The sequence below is a fragment of the Niveispirillum sp. genome (genome assembly GCF_052437035.1).
In the GTDB taxonomy this organism is placed as follows: Bacteria; Pseudomonadota; Alphaproteobacteria; order Azospirillales; family Azospirillaceae; genus Niveispirillum.
The window spans coordinates 1-19,316 of sequence record NZ_JBQVOH010000019.1; the positions used below are offsets into that span (position 1 = coordinate 1).

Below are 19,316 nucleotides of genomic sequence, written 5' to 3' on the forward strand. Positions count from 1 at the left end.
CAATGACCATCACCAGCAGCACCGTGATGGCCAGATTGTTGCCCAGATCGTTCAACATCATCTTGATGTCGCCCGACTGATCGCCGGTATAGCTGACCACGACATTGGCGGGCCAATAGGCCTGTTCGGCGGCCACGACGGCGCGCACCCGCTCAATCGTATCGATGATGTTCTCGCCCGTGCGCTTGGACACGTCCAGCGCGACCGCGCGGTCGCCATCCAGGCGGGCATAGCTTTCGGCATCCTTGAAGGTGCGGCGGATTTCCGCGATGTCGCGGAACCGGACGACGGCGTCGCCCTGCACCTTGATGGGCATGTTCCAGATGTCTTCCACCGTCTCGAACAGGCCCGGCACCTTCACGGCAAACCGGCCCTGGCCGGTATCCAGGCTGCCCGCCGCCACCAGCCGGTTGGAGCGGGAGAAAAGCTGGGCAATCTGGGTGGCGTCCAGGCCGTAGCTTTCCACCTTCACCGGATCGACGATGATTTCCACCAACTCCTCGCGGTTGCCGCGGATGGTGGCCGAAAGGACGCTGTCGATGCCCTCCACCCGGTCGCGCAGCTCACGCGCCAGATGCATCAGGGTGCGTTCGGGCACATCGCCCGACAGGACGACGGACACGACGGGGAACAGGGAGAAATTGACCTCGGAGATCCGCGGCTCCTCCACCCCGTCGGGCAGTTCGGCGCGCGCGATATCGACCTTTTCCCGCACGTCTGCAAGAGCTTGGTCGGCATCGAACCCGGCGGAGAATTCAAGCACGATGTTGCCGCCGCCCTGATAGGCGGTGGAGCGCATCTCCTTGATCCCCTCGATGGTCCGGACCTCCAGCTCGACCGGGCGCAGCAGCAGCCGTTCGCTGTCCTCCGGGCTGATGCCGGTATAGGACATGGAGACATAGATCAGGGGGATGTTGATATCGGGCGAGCTTTCCTTCGGTATGCTGACAAAGCTGATCGTGCCGGCCACCAGCAGGAAGCACAGGGTCAGCATCACGGTACGGGCATGGGCCAGGGCCCAGTTGATGATGCCGCTCATGGTGCTTTCTCCATGACGGTGGTGACCTTCTGGCCGTGGGTGATGAAGTCCTGGCCCACCGTCACCAAGGTGATGATGTCGGGCAGGCCGCCCAGCCAGACCCCGCCATCGGGCGCATTGCCTAGCAGCTGCACCGGGGCGAAGCGGGCGGTGCCATCGGCCTCCACCAGCTTCACGCCCACGGTGCCATTATCGGCCAGGGTCAGGATGCCGGGCGACACGCGATGTGCCTTGGTCTCCGCCATCGGCAGGGACAGGGAGGCGGTCAGGCCGTCGCGGATGCGGTTGCCCGGATTGGGCACCTCCAGCTCCACCCGGAAGGTGCGGGTGTTGGGCTCCGCACTGGCCGCGACATAGGTGATGGTGCCGTCCAGCGCGGTGCCGTCCAGAAGCCGGGCGCTGCCCTTCATGCCGGGGCGCAGCTGCGTCACGTCGCGTTCGGTGGCATTGGCCACCACGCGGATCGGGTCCAGATCCACGATGGTGCCGACCACGCCGTTCACCTCCATGAAGCTGCCCACCTCCGCCTCGCGCGTTTCCAGAACGCCATCGATGGGGGATTTCACCTCCAGGTGCGCCACATCCAGGGCTGCCTGACGCTGTTCGGCCTCTGCCGCCTCGAACAGGGATTTGGTTTCGGCCAGGCGGATTTGTGACTGAAAGCCCTTCGCCTGCAGGCTGCTGGCCGCCTCAAACTCGATCCGGCGCTGGGCCAGCCGGGCCGTCGCCTCGTCCAGCCGTTCGCGCCGCGCCCTGGCGGCGATGCGCAGCACGGGCTGACCGGCGCGCAGGGTGGCGCCACGCTCCGCCAGGATGGTTTCCACCGGTCCCGCCACCTCGGCCCGCAGGGAGACCTTGCGGAACGCCTCCGTCTGGCCCGGAATGGACAGGGCCGCCTGCATCATCTCCGCCGACTGGCGGCGCACCTGCACGCTCGCCTGGAGGGCGGGGGGCTTGCTGCCCGGGGCCTGTGCTGTCTGTTCGGGGGCCTTGCGGTCCCCAAATACCACACCCGACAGCACCCAGAGCACGGATACAGCCAAGATGACGGCCGCGATAATGACGGACCGACGATTCATTCCCTAACCCCCCATAGACAAACAGGCGCACCAAACCCCCTGTTTGGTGCGCCGCAATATGGCGCGCGCCTTGATCGCTGCAAGTTGGGGCAAGGAATTAAGCCCATTCCAGCCTGTCCGCCGTGCTCTCCATCACAGAGGAATGAATCTTGTTCAAATCGAAAAAATGGTCATGCCAATTTTAGAAAGATATGACCACTTTAGGCTTGTTGTGGCCCGTCTGAACCGGAAGCCTCAATGCGCCGCGGCGCTGCTGCTCCCCTGGCTTTTGGTAGTTTCAGAGAAAGGTAAAGCCGCCTGATATCGCCTAATTCCCGATACCTTCTATCGGCGCAGGCGATGCTTCCAAAAACCCCTGAGACGAGAGCGTAAAAAATTCAGATAAATCATTGGGTTGAGACGGCATCGCCTGGGGGGCGTCATACTGATGTCACGACCCCCTGACGCTGCTCCCGGCTGATCCCACCTCCTTGACGGCTGGGGATATTGGGCCTTATTGGTAATGCCAGTTGATGGTTTCCAAGAAGGTTGCGATGGACCAAGGATGCTCATCGCAGGCTGATCAACCGTAAATTTGCGAACCTAAAGATCCCATGCTTTCGCTGATGGGCGTGCCCTCACAGGCATGTACCCGCTGTGCTGTCTCCAATGTGGATGCAATCGCCATCCTCCAACAATAAAGATGTGAGGGAGTGAATAAATGACCCGTTCGATGATGTGCTCTACCCTGGCCATTCTGGGGTTCGCTGCACCGGCAATGGCGCAAGAGGCAACGGTTGGTTCCGCACTTGTGTTGGAGGAGATTGTCGTCACTGCGCAGAAGCGCGCGCAGAGCGCACAGGATGTGCCCGTGGCGATGAGTGTGATTGGTGCCGATGCCCTGGCCGCTGTCGGTGGCAGCAGGTTGCAGGACCTGACGCAGCTTTCGCCGAGCCTGACCGTGACCCAGGGGGGCGACCAGAACAACAATTCCGTCATCCTGCGCGGTATCGGCACGTCCGCCTTCTCCATCGGGGTTGAGGCCAGCGTCCTGGTGGTCATCGATGACGTCGCCGCCGGCCTGTCCGGCCAGGGTTTCAACGATTTGCAGGATATCGAGCGGATTGAAATCCTGCGCGGGCCCCAAAGCACCTTGTTCGGCAAGGCCGCGTCGGCGGGCGTCATCAACATCACCACCAAGGCGCCGACGGACACGTTCACCGGTTCGGCGGAAATCATGGTTACCGATGATGATGAGCAACGCTATTCCGCCGGCCTGTCCGGACCGCTGGCCGAGGGGCTGAGTTTCCGGGCCAGTGCCGCCATCGGTCGATATGATGGCAATATCCGCAATCTGGTCACCGGTCGGATGATCAATGGCCGCGACAGCGAGAATTACCGGGCCAAGTTCCTCTGGGAACCGTCCGAGAGCTTTGATGTGACCCTGTCCGGCCATTACGCCAAGACCGAGGCCGATTGCTGCGAATATGTCTCGATCCGCAAGACGCCCGGTATCCGCAACCTGTTCGGCGTTCCCACCAATACGCAGCTGGAGGGCATCACGCCTGGCGTCAATAACTTCACGGCTCGCCTCGATCCGGAGCCTGTGTCGGATGCCAAGGATTATGGCGGCAGCCTGAAGGTGAATGTTTACCTGGGCGAGCACACTCTTACCAACATCACCGCCCGCAACCATTATTTCGCCACCGACAGCTCAGACTTCGATGGCGCCACGGGGCCGCTGCTGGGCCAGCCGAACGGCCTGATGCAGTTCGGCTTCTTCCGTGGCGACACGTTCAGCAACGAGTTGCGCCTGACCTCCCCCGCATCGGGCGTTCTGCAATATGTCGCCGGCCTCTACTATGCCGACAATACCTTCACCCGGCGCTTCACCCGCACAGGTCCGGCGCAGCCCGGCGATTGGCGGGGTGAGGCTGGGTCGGAGGCCTATGCCATGTTCGGTCAGGCCGATTACACCGTTACGCCGGGCACCAAGCTCATCGCCGGGCTGCGCTGGGGCCGGGAAAATATCAGCTTCGTCTATGACCGCTATAACAATGCGGGCGGCAACCCGCCCTTCAACACCAGCGGATCGGCCAATGACACGGTCGTCACCGGCAGGGCCGGTATCCAGCAGGACCTGGCCCAGGATGTGATGGCGTTTGCCACCTATTCCCGCGGTTACAAGGGGCAGGCCTACGACCTGACATCCTCCTTCTCCACGCCCACCAATCCGGCCCGCAACCCGGTCCGTCCGGAAACCTCCAACAGCTATGAACTGGGTCTCAAGGGCCGGTTCCTGGACCGTCGTGCCAGCCTGAGCCTGACGGGCTTCCTGACCGATTATGATGATTTCCAGGCGCAGTCACAGGTGGCGGAGTTCGGTGGCAGCCTGTTCCTGGCCAATGTCGGCAAACTGCGCACCAAGGGTGTGGAGGCCGAAGGCTCCGTGCTGGCAACCGAGATGCTGACCCTGAATGGCAGCGTCGCCTATACCGATGCAACCATCCGCGCCTTCCCCAATGCCGAATGCTATTTCGGGCAGACGGTGGCACTCGGCTGCACGCCCCGCGCCACGGGTGGCCGCGCCCAGGATCTGGCGGGCCACCGTCTGGCCAACTCGCCGGAATGGAAATTCAATGTTGGCGCCGACCTGGAGGTGCCGTTGGGCGATCTGCCCGTGACGGGCTTCGTCAATGCCAGTTACAGCTGGCAGAGCAAGGTCAATTTCGACCTGCGGGGCAATCCCAACACGGTGCAGGATGCCTATGGCATCACCAATGTCAGCGTGGCTTTCGAGGATAAGGAGCAGGGCCGCTATCGTCTGACGCTGTTTGTCCGTAACCTGTTCGATAAGCACTATTTCTCCAGCATGAATGACCTGACCAACGGCTTGATCGCCAACCCCTACCCGAACCCGTCAACGGTGATCGACCTGCGCGGCCGCCGGGCGCGGGATGCCAGCCGCTATATGGGAGCCCGGTTCTCTGTGAAATACTGACCCGCGTCATTGCCCGCGACCGGACCCAACTGACGAAAGCTGTCCCCATGAAGCGCCACCTGCTCGCCACTGCCGTCGCCATGTCCCTTGTCCTGGGTGCCCCCGCCGGGGCGTTTGCCCAGGGGGCGGAACCCCGGATCACGATGGATTTGAAGGACGGGTGGCGTTTTCATCTGGGGGATGCGGCATCTGCCGAACGGGTGGATTTCCCGGACGGCGAGTGGGCACCGGTCGCCGTGCCCCACACCTGGAACCGTGTCGGCTATTACACGACCCCATCACCTGACCGTGTGAACACGCCCGACACGATCAACAAGACCCAGGGCACGGGTTGGTATCGCCTGTCCTTCACACCGTCGGGTGATTTCAAGGGCAGGCGGGCATGGCTGCAATTCGATGCGGTCAGCCGGCGGGCGGAGATCTGGCTGAACGGCCAGTATCTGGGCCGTCATGAGGGCGGCTTCTCCCGTTTCCGGCTTGATGCCACGGCGGCCTTGAGGCCGGGTGCCACCAATCTGCTGGTCGTGAAGGCGGATAACAGCAAGCCAGCCCCCGGCAGCAGCACCGCCGACATCCTGCCCCTGGCCGGTGACTTCTTTGTCCATGGCGGTATCTATCGCAAGGTGGCCTTGATCGCGACCGGCGATATCCATGCCGAAATGCTGGACCATGGTGGCCCCGGCATCTATGCCACGACCAAGGCCGTGGATGGGACCAGCGCGCAGGTGCAGGTCGCCATTCACGCGCGCAACAGCGGCACCCGCAAGGCCAAGGTCAAGATTGTCACGAGGCTGGTTGACGCCGACGGTCGGACGGTGGCGGAAGGGACGCAGAGCGTCAATCTGGCCCCCGGCAGCACGGCCAAGCTGGATCAGCCCTTGTCGGTGACCAATGCCCGGCTGTGGCAAGGCACGGCCGATCCCTATCTTCACGATCTGGTCGTCGAATTTCAGGATGCGCGGGGCCGTGTCCTGGACCGCGTGACACAGAAGTTCGGCATCCGCGAAGTTCGGGTCGATGCCGCCCAGGGCCTTATCCTGAATGGCAAGCCGGTCCGCCTGCATGGCGTCGGCCTGCATCAGGACCTTGAAGGCAAGGGCTGGGCCATGGAAGAGGCAGACATCGCCAAAGATGTCGAGATCATCCGGGAGATGGGGGCCAACACCATCCGGCTGACCCATTACCAGCATGGCCCCACCATCCATGAACTGGCCGATAGATATGGGCTGATCCTGTGGGATGAAATCCCGCTTGTGTCCGCCTGGACACCGCCCGGCAAGATGGTGGCGACGGAGGGCTTGATTGCCAATGCGCGCCAGCAATTGCAGGAACTGATCAAGCAGAACCAGAACCATGCCGCCGTCGTCACCTGGGGCATCGCCAATGAGGTGGATTTCGGGTCCACGCCGGTGGCGCCCTTCATCGGCATCACGTCCGGTTCCGACCCCGCCCCCTTGTTGCGGGAACTGCGCGCGTTGAGTGCTGCCACCGACCCCAGCCGTCCCACGGTGCTGGCTACCTGCTGTGAAGGCGGCATGTTCGGCGACGCGGAAATTCCCATCGTGGCGAATGAAGCGGACTTAGGCGGGGCCAACCGCTATTTCGGCTGGTATTACGGCAAGCCGTCCCAACTTGGCTCGAACATCGCGGCCCTTCGCGCTGCCCGGCCCGATCAGCCGCTTTCCATTACCGAATATGGCGCCGGCGGGGCGGTGACGATCCATACCGACGATGTGATGGGCGGCCCCGTGGATGCGCGCGGTCGTGACCAGCCGGAGGAATATCTCAGCTATTTCCATGAGGAAAGCTGGGCAATCCTGGACGCGCGGAAGGACCTTTGGGCGACCTGGCTGTGGAACGCGTTCGACTTTGCGACGCTGGTCCGCAAGGAGGGCGACGCCCAGGATATCAATACCAAGGGCCTCGTTACCTATGACCGCAAGGTCAAGAAGGACGCGTTCTTCTTCTACAAGGCCAACTGGAACCCGGCCCCCACCGTCCATATCACCGGTCGCCGCTATGTGAACCGGGCCTACCCGGTCACGCATGTCCGCGTCTACAGCAACGCCCCGGCGACGGAGCTTCAGTTGAATGGGCGGACGTTGGGTGTACGCAAGGACTGCCCCCAGAAGATCTGCATCTGGGAGAATGTGCAATTGGATCAGGGCAGCAACGCGGTGACCGCCGTCGGGCTTTTCGCGGACGGCCCGGTCAGGGATAGCGTGAACTGGACCCTGGAAGCCGGTTCCACGCGCGCCTTCCGGATCGACAGCGGCGCCCTGGTCGCGGCGCAGAGTGGGGGAGGGCGGTTCGGGTCGGATGCCTTCTTCACCGGCGGGACGGCGGGCAGCGTGCAGCCGGCCAGCGGCTATGGTCCGCCCCGCCCCCGCAAGGAAGTGCATGGCACCGCCGATACGATGCTGATCTCCACCTATCGCGAAGGGGATTTCACCTACCGCCTGCCGGTGGCCGACGGCACCTATCGGGTCACCCTGTCCTTCATTGAACCCGCGGCGGCGGCGGGGGAACGGCAGTTCGATGTCATTGCCAATGGTGAAAAGAAGCTACGTTCCCTGGATGTCGCCGCCCTTGCCGGGGCGCCGATGACGATGGTGACGCGGGATTTCAAGGTCAAGGTAACGGGTGGAAAGCTCGTTCTGCAATTCACCCCGGTCAAGGGACAGGCCATCGTTTCGGCCATCGCGGTGGAAGCGATGTAGGTCGAAGCGGCCTAGGGTCTGTTGAGATTTAGGGTTCGATGATGAGGTTGAGTGTGATTCAAGCTGCTGATGGAACGCTTGATGCTGACCGACGCCCAATGGGCAAAGATGGCTCCGCATTGTTTGGGGAAGACGACTGACCCCGGACGTAGCGGGAAGGATTTTCTCCCGCAAGGACAAACGACGGACGATATTCAAAAGTCCCATGTCGATCACTCTTGTGCCCCCCGTCGCTCAACGCGCAGGAGGAAGGGTCACATGGGTCAATTCTCAATGGAAATAAGCCGCGGCAGCCACCCACCTGGCAAAGGCGCCCCCGCGGCCAGACCATAGCCTCCAGCAGCCGGCGGCAGCGATCATCAACCTAAAACGCGGCCACCCGTCGGCAAGCGTCCGGATGCGAGAAAGAATACCAAGCTCAGCGGACATGGAAATCCCTCTGGGTCACCCATCAGAATCTCACTTAATCTCATGCAAAACAATAACTAGCTGTCTTTGGTTGACAATGGCGGCGTGGTTTTTCGCCCCTTCTATGTCGTGACCCCTATATCCGCGGGAGGCACGGCCCCCTGTGGAACACACGCGATCTTCAGTCGGTAATAATTTCCATAATGAAAGTTATCGATTTTTTTATGTGTACGCGGGTGGATTCTATTTTGAAGTACGACTCTTCTTTATAATCAGATGGTTAGGGATTGTTGCCGGACACGGTGCAGGGGCCATCCATAAGCTGATGGTGATTGGATTTTTCTGTGATAGGCTCGGCGCAAAGGTCAAGGGAAGCCTATGCAACGTTTCTCCACCTGTGGCCTGCCATCGCCACGCGCCAAGATCGATTACCTGAAACAGGTGCTGTCCTCCGTCTTCACGGATCTGGATGTGGAACCGGACGTGCCGGGGGAATTCGACAATCATATCCGCAGTACCGGGCTGGGCAGCCTGTCCATTGCGCATGCCGTTTCGGCCCCTGCCCGCATCATCCGCCGCCATGGCGTTGCCGCCGCCGGTGAGCATCTCTATTTCCTGCACACACAGCTTGATGGCCGCATGCACGCGGTGCAGGACGGGCGCGAAGGCTGGCTGGAACCGGGCGACATGGTGCTGTGCGATACGGCGGCGCCCTATGATCTGGGCCTGTCCGGCCCGTCGCGCACCCTGATCCTGGGTATTCCGGCCTCTGAACTGCGCCGCCGGGTCGTGGCACCGCAAGGCCTGCTGGGACGGCGATTGCAGGGGGCGGCGGGGCCCATGCGGATGGTTCGTACTCTGGTGACGGAGGTTTGGGAACAGGCCGATGGCGGTGACGGTCTGTCGCATCCGGTGGGGGACAGGCTGGGTGCCACCATCCTGGACCTGTTCGCCACCGCCTGCCATATGCAGTTTGGCGCCGGGGCGGAGGATGGGGCGCTGGCTGACGGCCACCGCGCCCGCATCCGCCGCCATGTCGAAGCACATCTGTTCGATCCGGAACTCAGCCCCGCCGCTGTCGCCGCCGCCCTGGGCCTGTCACCCCGCTATCTGCGCCTGCTTCTGGCCGGCGATGGCGAGGGCCTGACCGCCTATATCCTGCGCCGCCGGCTGGAGGAATGCGCCCGGCAGCTGCATGATCCCCGCCATGCCGGGCGCAGCGTGACGGAACTGGCCTTTGCCTGCGGCTTCAATGATGCCAGCCATTTCTCCCGCGCCTTCAAGGCCCGGTTCGGACGCAGCCCGCGCGATTATCGCCAAGACCCGTTCGCGGTGGCGTGATTGCCGTTCTGACCAAGTTTCCCTGCCGTCCCGGTCAAGCAGCCCTGCTCGGCAAATGATTATATCACAGTACAATTAGCGCCAATAACAAAGGCGCCTCGTACTGGGAGGTACATCATGAAGGGCAGCAGGCGCGCGGCATCCGCGCTGTTGAAGGCATGCGTTTCCGCTTTGCCGTTTACCGTATCGTTTCTGGGGCTGGCCTGTGCCGCCCAGGCACAGGATAATACCGGCATCGCCACGCTGGAAGAGATTATCGTCACCGCCCAGAAGCGGGCCGAAAATCTCCAGGAAGTACCCATCGCCATCACGGCGTTGAGCGCCGATGCGCTGGAGGCCAAGGGCCTGACCAATGTCACGCAGGTCACCGATTTCGCCCCCAATATCCAGATCGATCAGGCCTCGCCCTTCGCGGGTTCCTCCACCATCGTTTCGGCCTTCGTGCGCGGCATCGGGCAGAACGACTTTGCCTTCAACATGGAACCGGGCGTCGGTCTTTATGTCGATGGCGTCTATTTCGCCCGCACCGTGGGCGCCGCCGTCGATTTGCTGGATATTGAGCGGGTGGAGGTGCTGAAGGGGCCGCAAGGTACCCTGTTCGGGCGCAACACCATCGGCGGCGCCCTGTCCGTGGTCACCGCCGATCCGACCGATGAATTTAAATACAAGGCGGAGATGACCACCGGCAGCTTCCACCGGTTGGATGCGCGCGGCACCGTCAATGTGCCGCTGATCGAGGAGAAGCTGGCGGCGTCCGTCTCCTTCTCGTCGAAGGAACGCGACGGCTACCAGAAGCGTATCCCGTTTCCCGGCGCTGAACGGTTTGTCACTGACACGGGCCGTTTCATCACCTCGCGCCCGCCCGGCGGCGACCGGCAGGGTAATGAGAATGTCCGCACCCTGCGGGCCAAGCTGGCCTTCACGCCGAACCAGGATGTGAAGCTGGTTCTGGCCGGCGATGCCTCCTGGGCCAATGAACAGGCGGCGCCAAGCACCCTGTTGGGCACCATCACCGATCCGGCCAGCCAGTCCATCGCGTCCGTCTATAATGCTTGTATCAGCCTGCCGCCCGCCGTTCTGGCCGGCATCGGTCTGGGGGCGGCCTGCGGGCCGCGCGGCACCGTGGGCACGGGCCTGGCCGGGGTGAATGTCGATGCCGACCCGTCGAATAACCGACTGCCCTATGACAACCGCTATGTCACCGGCGATATCGACACCTCCTATGCGCGGGGCAGCAACTATTCCATCGTCAATACCTATGGCTTGTCGGCGACCCTGGACTGGTCCTTGAACGAGGCGCTGGGCTTCAAGTCGATCACCGCCTATCGCAATCTGGACAGCGCCTTCGGCGTGGAAAATGGCGGCGCGCCCTTCGTCATCTCCGACACCTCCTTCAACATGCAGCAGGAACAGGTGTCGCAGGAGCTGCAATTCACCTATTCCGGCTTTGATGACCGCCTGAAATCGGTGGTCGGTGCCTATTATTTCAAGGAAACTGGCAGCCTGCTGGACACCGTCCCCTTTGTCGAAGGGCTGGTGCAGGTCTATGGCCCCAATGATTTCCGCAATGTCGCCTGGGCCCTGTTCACCCACAATAACTTCCAGCTGACCGAGCGGATCGGCCTGACCTTCGGCGCGCGATATACGGAGGAGAAGAAGCGGTTCGAGGGACGGCAGCAGGATTTGAACAGCTTCGCCCTGAAAATGGGCTTCCCCGCCGCCTTCTATCCCGACCAGACGGACCTGACCCGCGTCTATCCGCTGGGTGTGAACCACAAGAAATTCACCGACAGTTCGGTGCGGCTGGGGGCTGAATATAAGCTGACCGATGATGTCCTGGCCTATGCGTCCTATGCGCAGGGCTTCAAGTCCGGCGGCTGGACCACCCGCCTGACAGCGCCGGAGCCGACCGGTATCGCGCCTGATTTTGAGCCCGAAACGGCTGACACCTACGAGGCGGGCATCAAGTCCGAACTGTTCGACCGGCGTCTGCGCCTGAACGGTGCCATGTTCTGGACCGACTATAAGAACATTCAGGTGGTGGTACAGCGCGGCATCTCGCCGACGTTCGAGAATGCCGGCACCGGCCGCATCAAGGGGTTTGAGCTGGAGGCCGAGGCGGCTGTGACCAGCGCCTTCACCCTGAACGCCGCCCTGGGCTATCTGGATGCCGAATACCGCAAGCTGGAAGCCGGATCGACCATCAGCCTGGACGACAAGTTCGTGAATACGCCCGACTGGACCTTCAATGTCGGTGGCGCCTATGAGGTCGGGCTGGGCGAAGCTGGCACCGGCACCTTGCGCGCCGACTATGTCTATAAAAGCGCCCAGGCCAAGGATGCCACCAACACGCCCGAACTGGTCCAGGGCGGTTACGGGGTCATCAATCTGGCCGCCGAATACCGCCCCGACGACAGCAACTGGCAGATCCTGACCGGCGTGCGCAACGCCACCGACAAGCGCTATCTGGTCACCGGCCTGACCAACAGCAGCATCGGCAACACCACGGGCACCTATTCGCGGCCGCGCGAATGGTTCCTGACCCTGCGCGTACGCGGGTGATCCGGAGGGACGTAACGATGGCGGACAACACATCCCTGATGGGTCAGGATTGGCACGGGCTGCTGTACAGCAGCGGCTGGCGCCCCGGTGCCGGCCCCCTGCCCGTCATGGAACCGGCGACGGGCAAGCCTCTGGTCAGCGTCGGTCTGGCCGGTGCCGCAGAAGTGGCGGCAGCGGCAGAACGGGCGGTGCAGGCGCAACCGGCCTGGGCCGCACTGCATCCCGGTGCGCGGGCCACCATCCTGCGCCGGGCCGCCGACCTGCTGCGCCAACACCGGGACGAGGTGGCGGGATGGCTGGTGCGTGAAGGCGGGTCGATCCAGGCCAAGGCGCGGCTGGAACCGGACCATGCCGTCGGCTTTATCGAGCATGCGGCGGCCCAGGCCATGGAACCGCGCGGCCATGTCCTGCCCGCCGATCCGGGCACGGACAGCGTTGCCGAACGGGTACCGCTGGGGGTGGTTGGCGTCATCTCCCCCTTTAACTTCCCGCTGGTTCTGTCGCTACGGGCCGTGGCCCCGGCGCTGGCCGCCGGCAACGCGGTCCTGCTGAAGCCCGATCCGCGCACGCCGGTGTCGGGCGGCCTGATCATCGCCAAACTGTTCGAAGCCGCAGGGTTACCGCCCGGCCTGCTGCATGTCCTGCCCGGTCATGCGGAGGCGGGGGAGGAACTGTGCACCAATCCGGCCGTCGCCATGGTGTCCTTCACCGGCTCCACCCGGGCCGGGCGACGCGTCGGTGCGCTGTGCGGGGAGAACCTGAAGAAGGTGCAGCTGGAACTGGGCGGCAAGAACCCGCTGATCGTGCTGGACGATGCCGATCCCGACCTGGCCGCCGCCAACGCCGCCTGGGGTGCCTGGCTGCATCAAGGCCAGATCTGCATGGCCACTGGCCGTATCCTGTTGCAGCAGGGGATCGCCGACGCGGTGACGGACCGGCTGGTGGAGAAGGCCAGACGATTGCCCGTGGGCGACCCGCACCTGAACCCCGATGTGGCGCTGGGTCCCTTGATCACGCCGCAGCAGGTGCAGCGGCTGGACAATATCGTTCAGGACAGTGTGAAGGCGGGCGCGAAGCTGCTGGCCGGCGGGCGCATTGATGACCGTTTCTATGCGCCCACCGTCCTGGCCGATGTGCGCCCCGGCATGCCGGCCTTCAATGAGGAACTGTTCGGCCCCGTCGCGGTCATCACGACGTTTCAGGACGATGCAGAGGCGGTGTGGCTGGCCAATGCTACCGCCTATGGTCTGGCCGGTGCCGTCATCGGCGCCGACCTGTCACGGGCCAGGGCCGTGGCCGCTCAGTTGCGGGTCGGCCATCTGCATGTGAATGACCAGACGGTGCTGGCCGATCCTTCGGCCCCGTTTGGCGGCTTCGGCCTGTCCGGCAATGGCGGACGCATCAGCGGCCCCGCCAATTGGGATGAGTTCTCCACCTGGCGCTGGTCCACGGTGAAGACACGCCCGCCCGCCTATCCGTTCTGAAAGGGTGCCCATCATGAAGATCACGGCAGCGGTGACCCGCCAGACGGGCGGCCCGTTCACCCTGGAACAGCTTGATATCGAAGACCCTCTGCCGGGGGAGGTGCGGGTCCGCATCCTGGCCACTGGCATCTGCCATACCGACATGGTGATGCGTGACCGGCTGCTGCCGGTGCCGCAGCCCGTGGTGTTGGGCCATGAAGGCGCCGGCATCGTGGAGGCGGTGGGGGCCGGGGTGCGCAAGGTCAAAGCCGGCGATGCGGTGGTGATCAGCTTCAACACCTGCGGCACCTGCCCGGCCTGCGCCGGCGCCACCCCGTCTTATTGCCGGGAGTTCTTTCCCCGCAATTTCTTCGGGTCCCGCCTGGATGGCAGCAGCGGCCTGTCACAGGATGGCACCCCCATCCATGGTAATATTTTCGGCCAGTCCAGCTTTGCCACCCATGCCCTGGCGCATGAACGCAATGTCGTGAAGGTGCAGGACGATGTGCCCACCGCCCTGCTGGGGCCGCTGGCCTGTGGCGTGATGACGGGGGTGGGCACCGTCACCAACGCCCTGAAGATACGGGCCGGGCAAAGCGTGGTGGTCTTAGGCGCCGGCACCGTGGGCCTGTCCGCCATCATGGCGGCCAAAATGGTGGGGGCCGGACGCATCATCGCCATCGATCCGCAACCGGCCCGCCGCGACATGGCCCTGTCGCTGGGCGCCACGGATGTGATTGATCCCGCCGGCACCGATACCGTCGCCGCCATCCTGGCCCTGACTCAAAGGGTGGGCGTCGATTACAGCATCGACACGACCGCGCGGGCCGATGTCATCCGCAGCGGCATCCTGATGCTGGCCCCCATGGGTGAATGCGCCGTGGTGGGTGCCATCGCCCATGGGCAGGACATCGCCGTCGATGGCGGCCATCTGTTGAGCGGCGGTCGCCGCCTGCGCGGGGTGGTGGAGGGGGATGCCGATCCCGAAACCTTCATCCCCTGGCTGGTGGACCTCTACCGCGACGGCCACCTGCCCTTTGACCGGCTGGTGCACTTCTATTCGCTGGCAGAGATCAATAAGGCAGTTGAGGCGTCGGAGCGCGGACAGGTGATCAAGCCGATCATCCTGATGCCCGGCACCCCGATGCCAACCTTATAACAGGGGGACACCATGACCGAGCTTGACCCGGCAATCGCCGGCATGCTGGCGCATATCAATGGCCTGGGACAGCCGGATATGGGGGACCTGCCGGTTGGCGTGATCCGGGCTGTCATGACGGAAAATTGCCGCATGATGGAAGGGCCGCCCCCCGCCGATCCCCTGACGGTGCAGACATTGTCGCTGACCGGGGCGGGTGGCCCGCTGGAAGGGCGGCTTTATCGTCCGGCAGGCGGGCGAGAGGGGCCGGCCCCGGCCATCCTCTATTTCCATGGCGGCGGGTTCGTGGCGGGCGGGCTGGACAGTCACGAGATGGCGTGCCGCCGGCTGGCCACCCTGTCGGGCCTGCCGGTGCTGGCCGCCACATACCGTCTGGCGCCCGAACATCCCTTGCCGGCGGCCTATGACGACGCCCTGTCCATCCTGGCCCAGATTGGGCGCGAGGGCCGTTCCTGGGATCTGGACCCGGACCGGGTGATCATCGCCGGGGATTCCGCCGGTGCCAGCCTCGCGCTGGCCACCGCATTGGATGCACCCGTCGACAGCCCCCATATCGCCGGTGTCCTGATGTTCTATCCGGTCGTGTCCTTTGTGCGGGACTTTCCGGGCCGCGCGCGGCTGGGCCGTGATTATCTGCTGACCGAACGGTCGATACAGGCCTTCGCCGCCATGGCCCTGCCCGACCATGCGCGGCGCGGCGATGCCCGTTACAATTTCCTGGATCGTGGGGCGATGGGCCATTGCCCGCCCGTCATGCTGCTGACCGCCGGCTTCGACCCGCTGGGGGATGAAGGCCAGGCCCTTGCCGCCCGACTGTCGGGCGACGGCGTGGCGGTCACCCACCGGCCCTGCCCGTCACTGATCCACGCCTTCATCCACATGACCGGCGTAACGCCGGCGGTACAGCCCCTGCTGTCGGAGGCAGCCACATGGTGCCGCCAGATGGCTGAATGATGCGGCGGGGGCCGGTCTGATCACCGGGGTGTCACGGCCAAAAAAATGGGCGCTGTCGCAGAACGACAGCGCCCAAGGCCTTGAGGAGAGAAGTAAGAGGATCAGTAGGTGAAGCGGGCCACAGCCGTGATACGGCGGTCGTTCATGTACCAGCCGCGCGGCACCTTCACATTCTCGCCATCCGGACCCGTCACCACCGCCGAGGTCTTGGTGACCTGGTTCAGCAGATTGGCGCCCTGAACGCCGAACTTGAAGTTGTCGTTGAAGCTGTAGAAGAACGACGCATCCCACTGCCCGCCCGATTCATTGATGATCGGATCGTACGGGAAGATCACGTCGCGGATCGTCAGCACGAAATCCGACCGCCAGGAATAAGAGACGCGAGCGGAGATCGGGCCGTAATCCCAGAAGGGCGTGATGTTGAACTGATGCTTCGACAGGCCCTGCAAGGGCAGCTTGGTCATGTCCACCGTCGTCACACGGCCCGCACCCACATCCGGGTCGGTTTCCGACAGGGTGCTTTGCGGCACGCCCTTGCTGTCGACATAGGTATAGTTGGCCTGCAGACCCAGACCGGAGAAGACACTGGGCAGGAAATCGTAGGTCTGCTGATAGGCGATTTCGAAGCCCTTGATCTTGCCGTCTTCCTCTGCATTGACCGGGGTGGTCACGATGCTGTCGAAGGTGACGCCATTGTTGGTCAGCGGGTAACGGACCGTGCTGTTGGTCAACACGCCCTTCAGGCGCTTGTAGAACAGCGAACCCGTCAGCTGACCGACATTGGAGAAGTACCATTCCGCCGTCAGGTCATAATTGTCGGCGGTGGTGGGACGCAGATACGGGTTGCCGGCGTTGAATTCACCCTGCAGGCGGTAGCTGCCGACAATGGCGTTGCCATTGGCATCGACATTCTGGATCGTGTTCAGGTTGACGTTGAAGAAATTACGCGTCAGGCCGGTGGATGGCGGCGCCACGCCCTTGAAATAGGACGCACGGAACTGCACCCCGTCATCGACGGTCAGCTTCATGTTCAGGTTGGGCAACCAGTAATCATAGTTGATCTTCACGCTGCTGGGCGTCAGGGCGTTGTTGGTATAGGCGCGCGCCTGTGCCCGCACCGCCGGCGTGAAGGTACAGAAGGCCGGGATGGCCTGACCGCTGGTGGCGGCCTCCGTGATGGCCTCGGTACAGGCCGCATCCGTGGGGAACGCGGAGCTGGGCGTCGGGAAGGCAAGGAAGCCATCCGCAGTACGGTCGGTCGTCGTGTAACGGACACCGACATTACCGCTCAGGTTCCAGCCATTCTTGAAGTCCGTATCGAACTTGGTCAGCAGGTAGCCGGCATTATTCTCTTCCCGGATCGGGTTGATTTCACCCGGCAGGAAGGGCGTACCGGCGACAACGCCTGCCCGGTTGCCAAGCGCGTTCCAGCCGCCATTGCGCACCACGCCATCGGCACCCGTCACGGTGGGTTCCCATTCGCGGTTAATGGCGCCGGCATAGGCGATATAGGCCTGATAATCCTTCACCGAATTGCCCGAATAGAACACTCGGCCCTGACCCAGCAGCGGATCGGGGAACTTGCCGCGGAAGAATTTCGGATAGGTGAAGTTCTCGAACTGGGTGGGGGCCGTACCGCCGGTGCCGCCGACAGTGTTATCCACCGGATCGGTCAGCCAGACCGGACCGTCATTGCCCCACTGTTCGGACAGACGACCCCAGTTATAGGTGGAGAAACGCGCCGTCTGACGGCGGTCGGCATAGCGGTAACCGGCCTGCACCGACTTGAAGAAGCTGCTATCTTCCATCTTGTAATCGAAGTCGATGCGGGCGGCGTCGGAATTGCCGTCGCTGTCTTCGATATGGTCCATGGCCGAGCGGTAGAAGGCATTGTACGGGTCGGCGAAGGTCGTGTGGCCAGGCCCGAAATAGCTGGGATTGTTGGCCGTGCCGATCGCACCGGAGCAGCCCGTCGTATAATTCTGGGCCGGACCGGAGCAGACCTGCGGTGCCCGGAATTCGACCGTGGGATAGCCCTTGCCACCATTCATGTCGATGGCGACATCCTGATAGCTCGACGTCCACAGACCATTATCCATGATCCAGGTCTTCGACTTCACATGCTGATAGTCGAAATTGACGCCCAGATTCTCCGACACGTCCCAGCGGAAATTGAAGCCGTAATCGTCGGTGACCAGCTTTTCATCATGGTCACGGCGGATATTGTTGCTCTGCAGGCCGCTGATCGGCACGCGGGCCGAACCGGTATTCTGATCGGCGCGCCAGCCATTGGGGCCGGTGATCACGCCGCTTTCAAACATGCCGGAGCTGTCGAATTCCAGCGTGGTGCCCGGAACGCGGCGGCTGTCGCCATTGTTGGCAACGTTGTCGGTCGCGATTTCGACGGCATGTTCGGTCCAGGCCTGACGGCTGTCGGACCGCAGGAAGGTGAACACGGCTTCCATCGAATTGTCGGGGCTGCGCCACTGCGCGGCACCGGCATAGCCATAACGCTGACGGTCGAATTCCTGCGTGCCGACCACCGCGCCGCGCGGGAACAGGACCTGATCGGTGATGGTGGCAGGCGTCTGTCCGTCGGGGTTCTGGACCACGTCGCCATTGGAATAGAGATTGCGGACGCGGAAGCTGGACAACTGGAAACGGTCGGCGCGGGTCTTCAGTTGCGAACCGACGGCGCTGCCCAGCAGGCCGATCTCACCGATCTTGGTATCCCAGCGGTCGGAATAGAGGATGGAGCCGGTGGGCGCCGTCTTCTTCACGAAATCGCCATAGGACATTTCGGCGGACGCGGCCAGCATGCGCTCGGCACTGTCGAACGGTTTGCGGGTGCGCAGGTTCACGACGCCGGCGATGCCGCCTTCGATACGGTCGGCGGTCGGCGACTTGAACACGTCCACGCCGCCCATCAGTTCGGACGGCACGTCGGCAAAGCCAAGCGCACGGCCGTTATTGGCGCTGAACGCCTCACGACCGTTGAATTCGGACCGGACATAGGTCAGGCCGCGCACCACCACGCCCGACCCTTCGACCGAGAAATGGTCAGGGTCGATACCGGCGGCGAACCGGTTGATGGAGACGCCGGGGATACGCTGCAACGCCTCGGTCACCGAACGGTCGGGCAACGCGCCGATATCTTCGGCGGTCACGCTGTCGACGATGCTGTCGGCGTTCTGTTTGATGTCCTGCGCGCTTTGCAGCGACTTGCGGAAGCCCGTGACGATGATCTCTTCCAACGAGCCATCGGCGGCCGGCGTGGCCGCCTGAGCCACCAGAACAGCGCTGTCATTTCCGGTAACAGAAGAAGCCACCGGTGCCGGGGCCTGCCCACCCACGGGCGTATCATTTTGTAACTGCTGGGCTTGTGCCGGCAGAACCGTCGCAATGGCGCACAAGGCCGCGATGGAAACCCCGCCTTGCAGCGTCCGGCCAAAGACGTGACGCTGCCGCAACCCCTTACGGGGGCGATCCATTACACCCATCCCCATTTCCTCCCATGTTAGCGCTAGCATTTTTAGATTTGCGCTTTGAACAAGAATAATTGGTAGTCAGGACCTGCCCTAACGTCAAGCGTTGTTATGTTAAGGCTAACA

The 19,316-nt window shown here is 63.2% G+C and carries 11 protein-coding genes; 8 read left to right on the plus strand and 3 right to left on the minus strand.

The genetic code is table 11. The annotated features are described in order from the left end of the window. Nucleotides 1-1,039: efflux RND transporter permease subunit (locus tag ACT6Q8_RS24925; RefSeq protein WP_444739456.1), on the minus strand; the 1,039-nt coding region annotated here is incomplete at its 3' end. Further along, a complete protein-coding gene (locus tag ACT6Q8_RS24930) occupies nucleotides 1,036-2,118 on the minus strand; it encodes an efflux RND transporter periplasmic adaptor subunit (protein ID WP_444735246.1) in 1,083 nt (360 codons plus the stop codon). The genes ACT6Q8_RS24930 and ACT6Q8_RS24925, both read right to left, overlap by 4 nt. A gap of 58 nt (nucleotides 2,119-2,176) precedes the next feature. Between ACT6Q8_RS24930 and ACT6Q8_RS24935 the strand changes: the two genes are divergently transcribed. The 8 genes from ACT6Q8_RS24935 (at nucleotide 2,177) to ACT6Q8_RS24970 (ending at nucleotide 15,705) form a co-directional block, all read left to right on the plus strand. After that, the gene (locus tag ACT6Q8_RS24935; RefSeq protein WP_444735247.1) at nucleotides 2,177-2,419 is read left to right on the plus strand and encodes a hypothetical protein; all 243 of its coding nucleotides are present in this window, start codon (nucleotides 2,177-2,179) and stop codon (nucleotides 2,417-2,419) included. 399 nt (nucleotides 2,420-2,818) lie between these two features. Further along, a complete protein-coding gene (locus ACT6Q8_RS24940) occupies nucleotides 2,819-5,098 on the plus strand; it encodes a TonB-dependent receptor (RefSeq protein ID WP_444735248.1) in 2,280 nt (759 codons plus the stop codon). A 47-nt stretch (nucleotides 5,099-5,145) separates the two neighbouring features. Continuing rightward, nucleotides 5,146-7,818: a glycoside hydrolase family 2 TIM barrel-domain containing protein gene (locus tag ACT6Q8_RS24945; protein ID WP_444739457.1), complete on the plus strand. Its 2,673-nt coding sequence runs from the start codon at nucleotides 5,146-5,148 to the stop codon at nucleotides 7,816-7,818. Nucleotides 7,819-8,604: 786 nt separating this feature from the next. After that, complete coding sequence (locus ACT6Q8_RS24950; RefSeq protein ID WP_444735228.1) at nucleotides 8,605-9,567, plus strand: AraC-like ligand-binding domain-containing protein; 963 nt, start codon at nucleotides 8,605-8,607, stop codon at nucleotides 9,565-9,567. A 117-nt stretch (nucleotides 9,568-9,684) separates the two neighbouring features. Then, complete coding sequence (locus tag ACT6Q8_RS24955) at nucleotides 9,685-12,129, plus strand: TonB-dependent receptor (protein ID WP_444735229.1); 2,445 nt, start codon at nucleotides 9,685-9,687, stop codon at nucleotides 12,127-12,129. 17 nt (nucleotides 12,130-12,146) lie between these two features. Further along, nucleotides 12,147-13,613, plus strand: coding sequence for an aldehyde dehydrogenase family protein (locus tag ACT6Q8_RS24960; protein WP_444735230.1), 1,467 nt, complete (start codon nucleotides 12,147-12,149; stop codon nucleotides 13,611-13,613). A 13-nt stretch (nucleotides 13,614-13,626) separates the two neighbouring features. Then, entirely contained in the window at nucleotides 13,627-14,751 is a 1,125-nt protein-coding gene (locus ACT6Q8_RS24965) for an NAD(P)-dependent alcohol dehydrogenase (protein WP_444735231.1), read from the plus strand. A gap of 12 nt (nucleotides 14,752-14,763) precedes the next feature. Then, nucleotides 14,764-15,705, plus strand: a complete 942-nt coding sequence (locus ACT6Q8_RS24970) for an alpha/beta hydrolase (protein WP_444735232.1) — start codon at nucleotides 14,764-14,766, stop codon at nucleotides 15,703-15,705. Nucleotides 15,706-15,806: 101 nt separating this feature from the next. On the opposite strand, the gene ACT6Q8_RS24975 is transcribed toward ACT6Q8_RS24970, so the two are convergent. Continuing rightward, complete coding sequence (locus ACT6Q8_RS24975) at nucleotides 15,807-19,196, minus strand: TonB-dependent receptor (RefSeq protein ID WP_444735233.1); 3,390 nt, start codon at nucleotides 19,194-19,196, stop codon at nucleotides 15,807-15,809. Nucleotides 19,197-19,316: the final 120 nt, after the last annotated feature.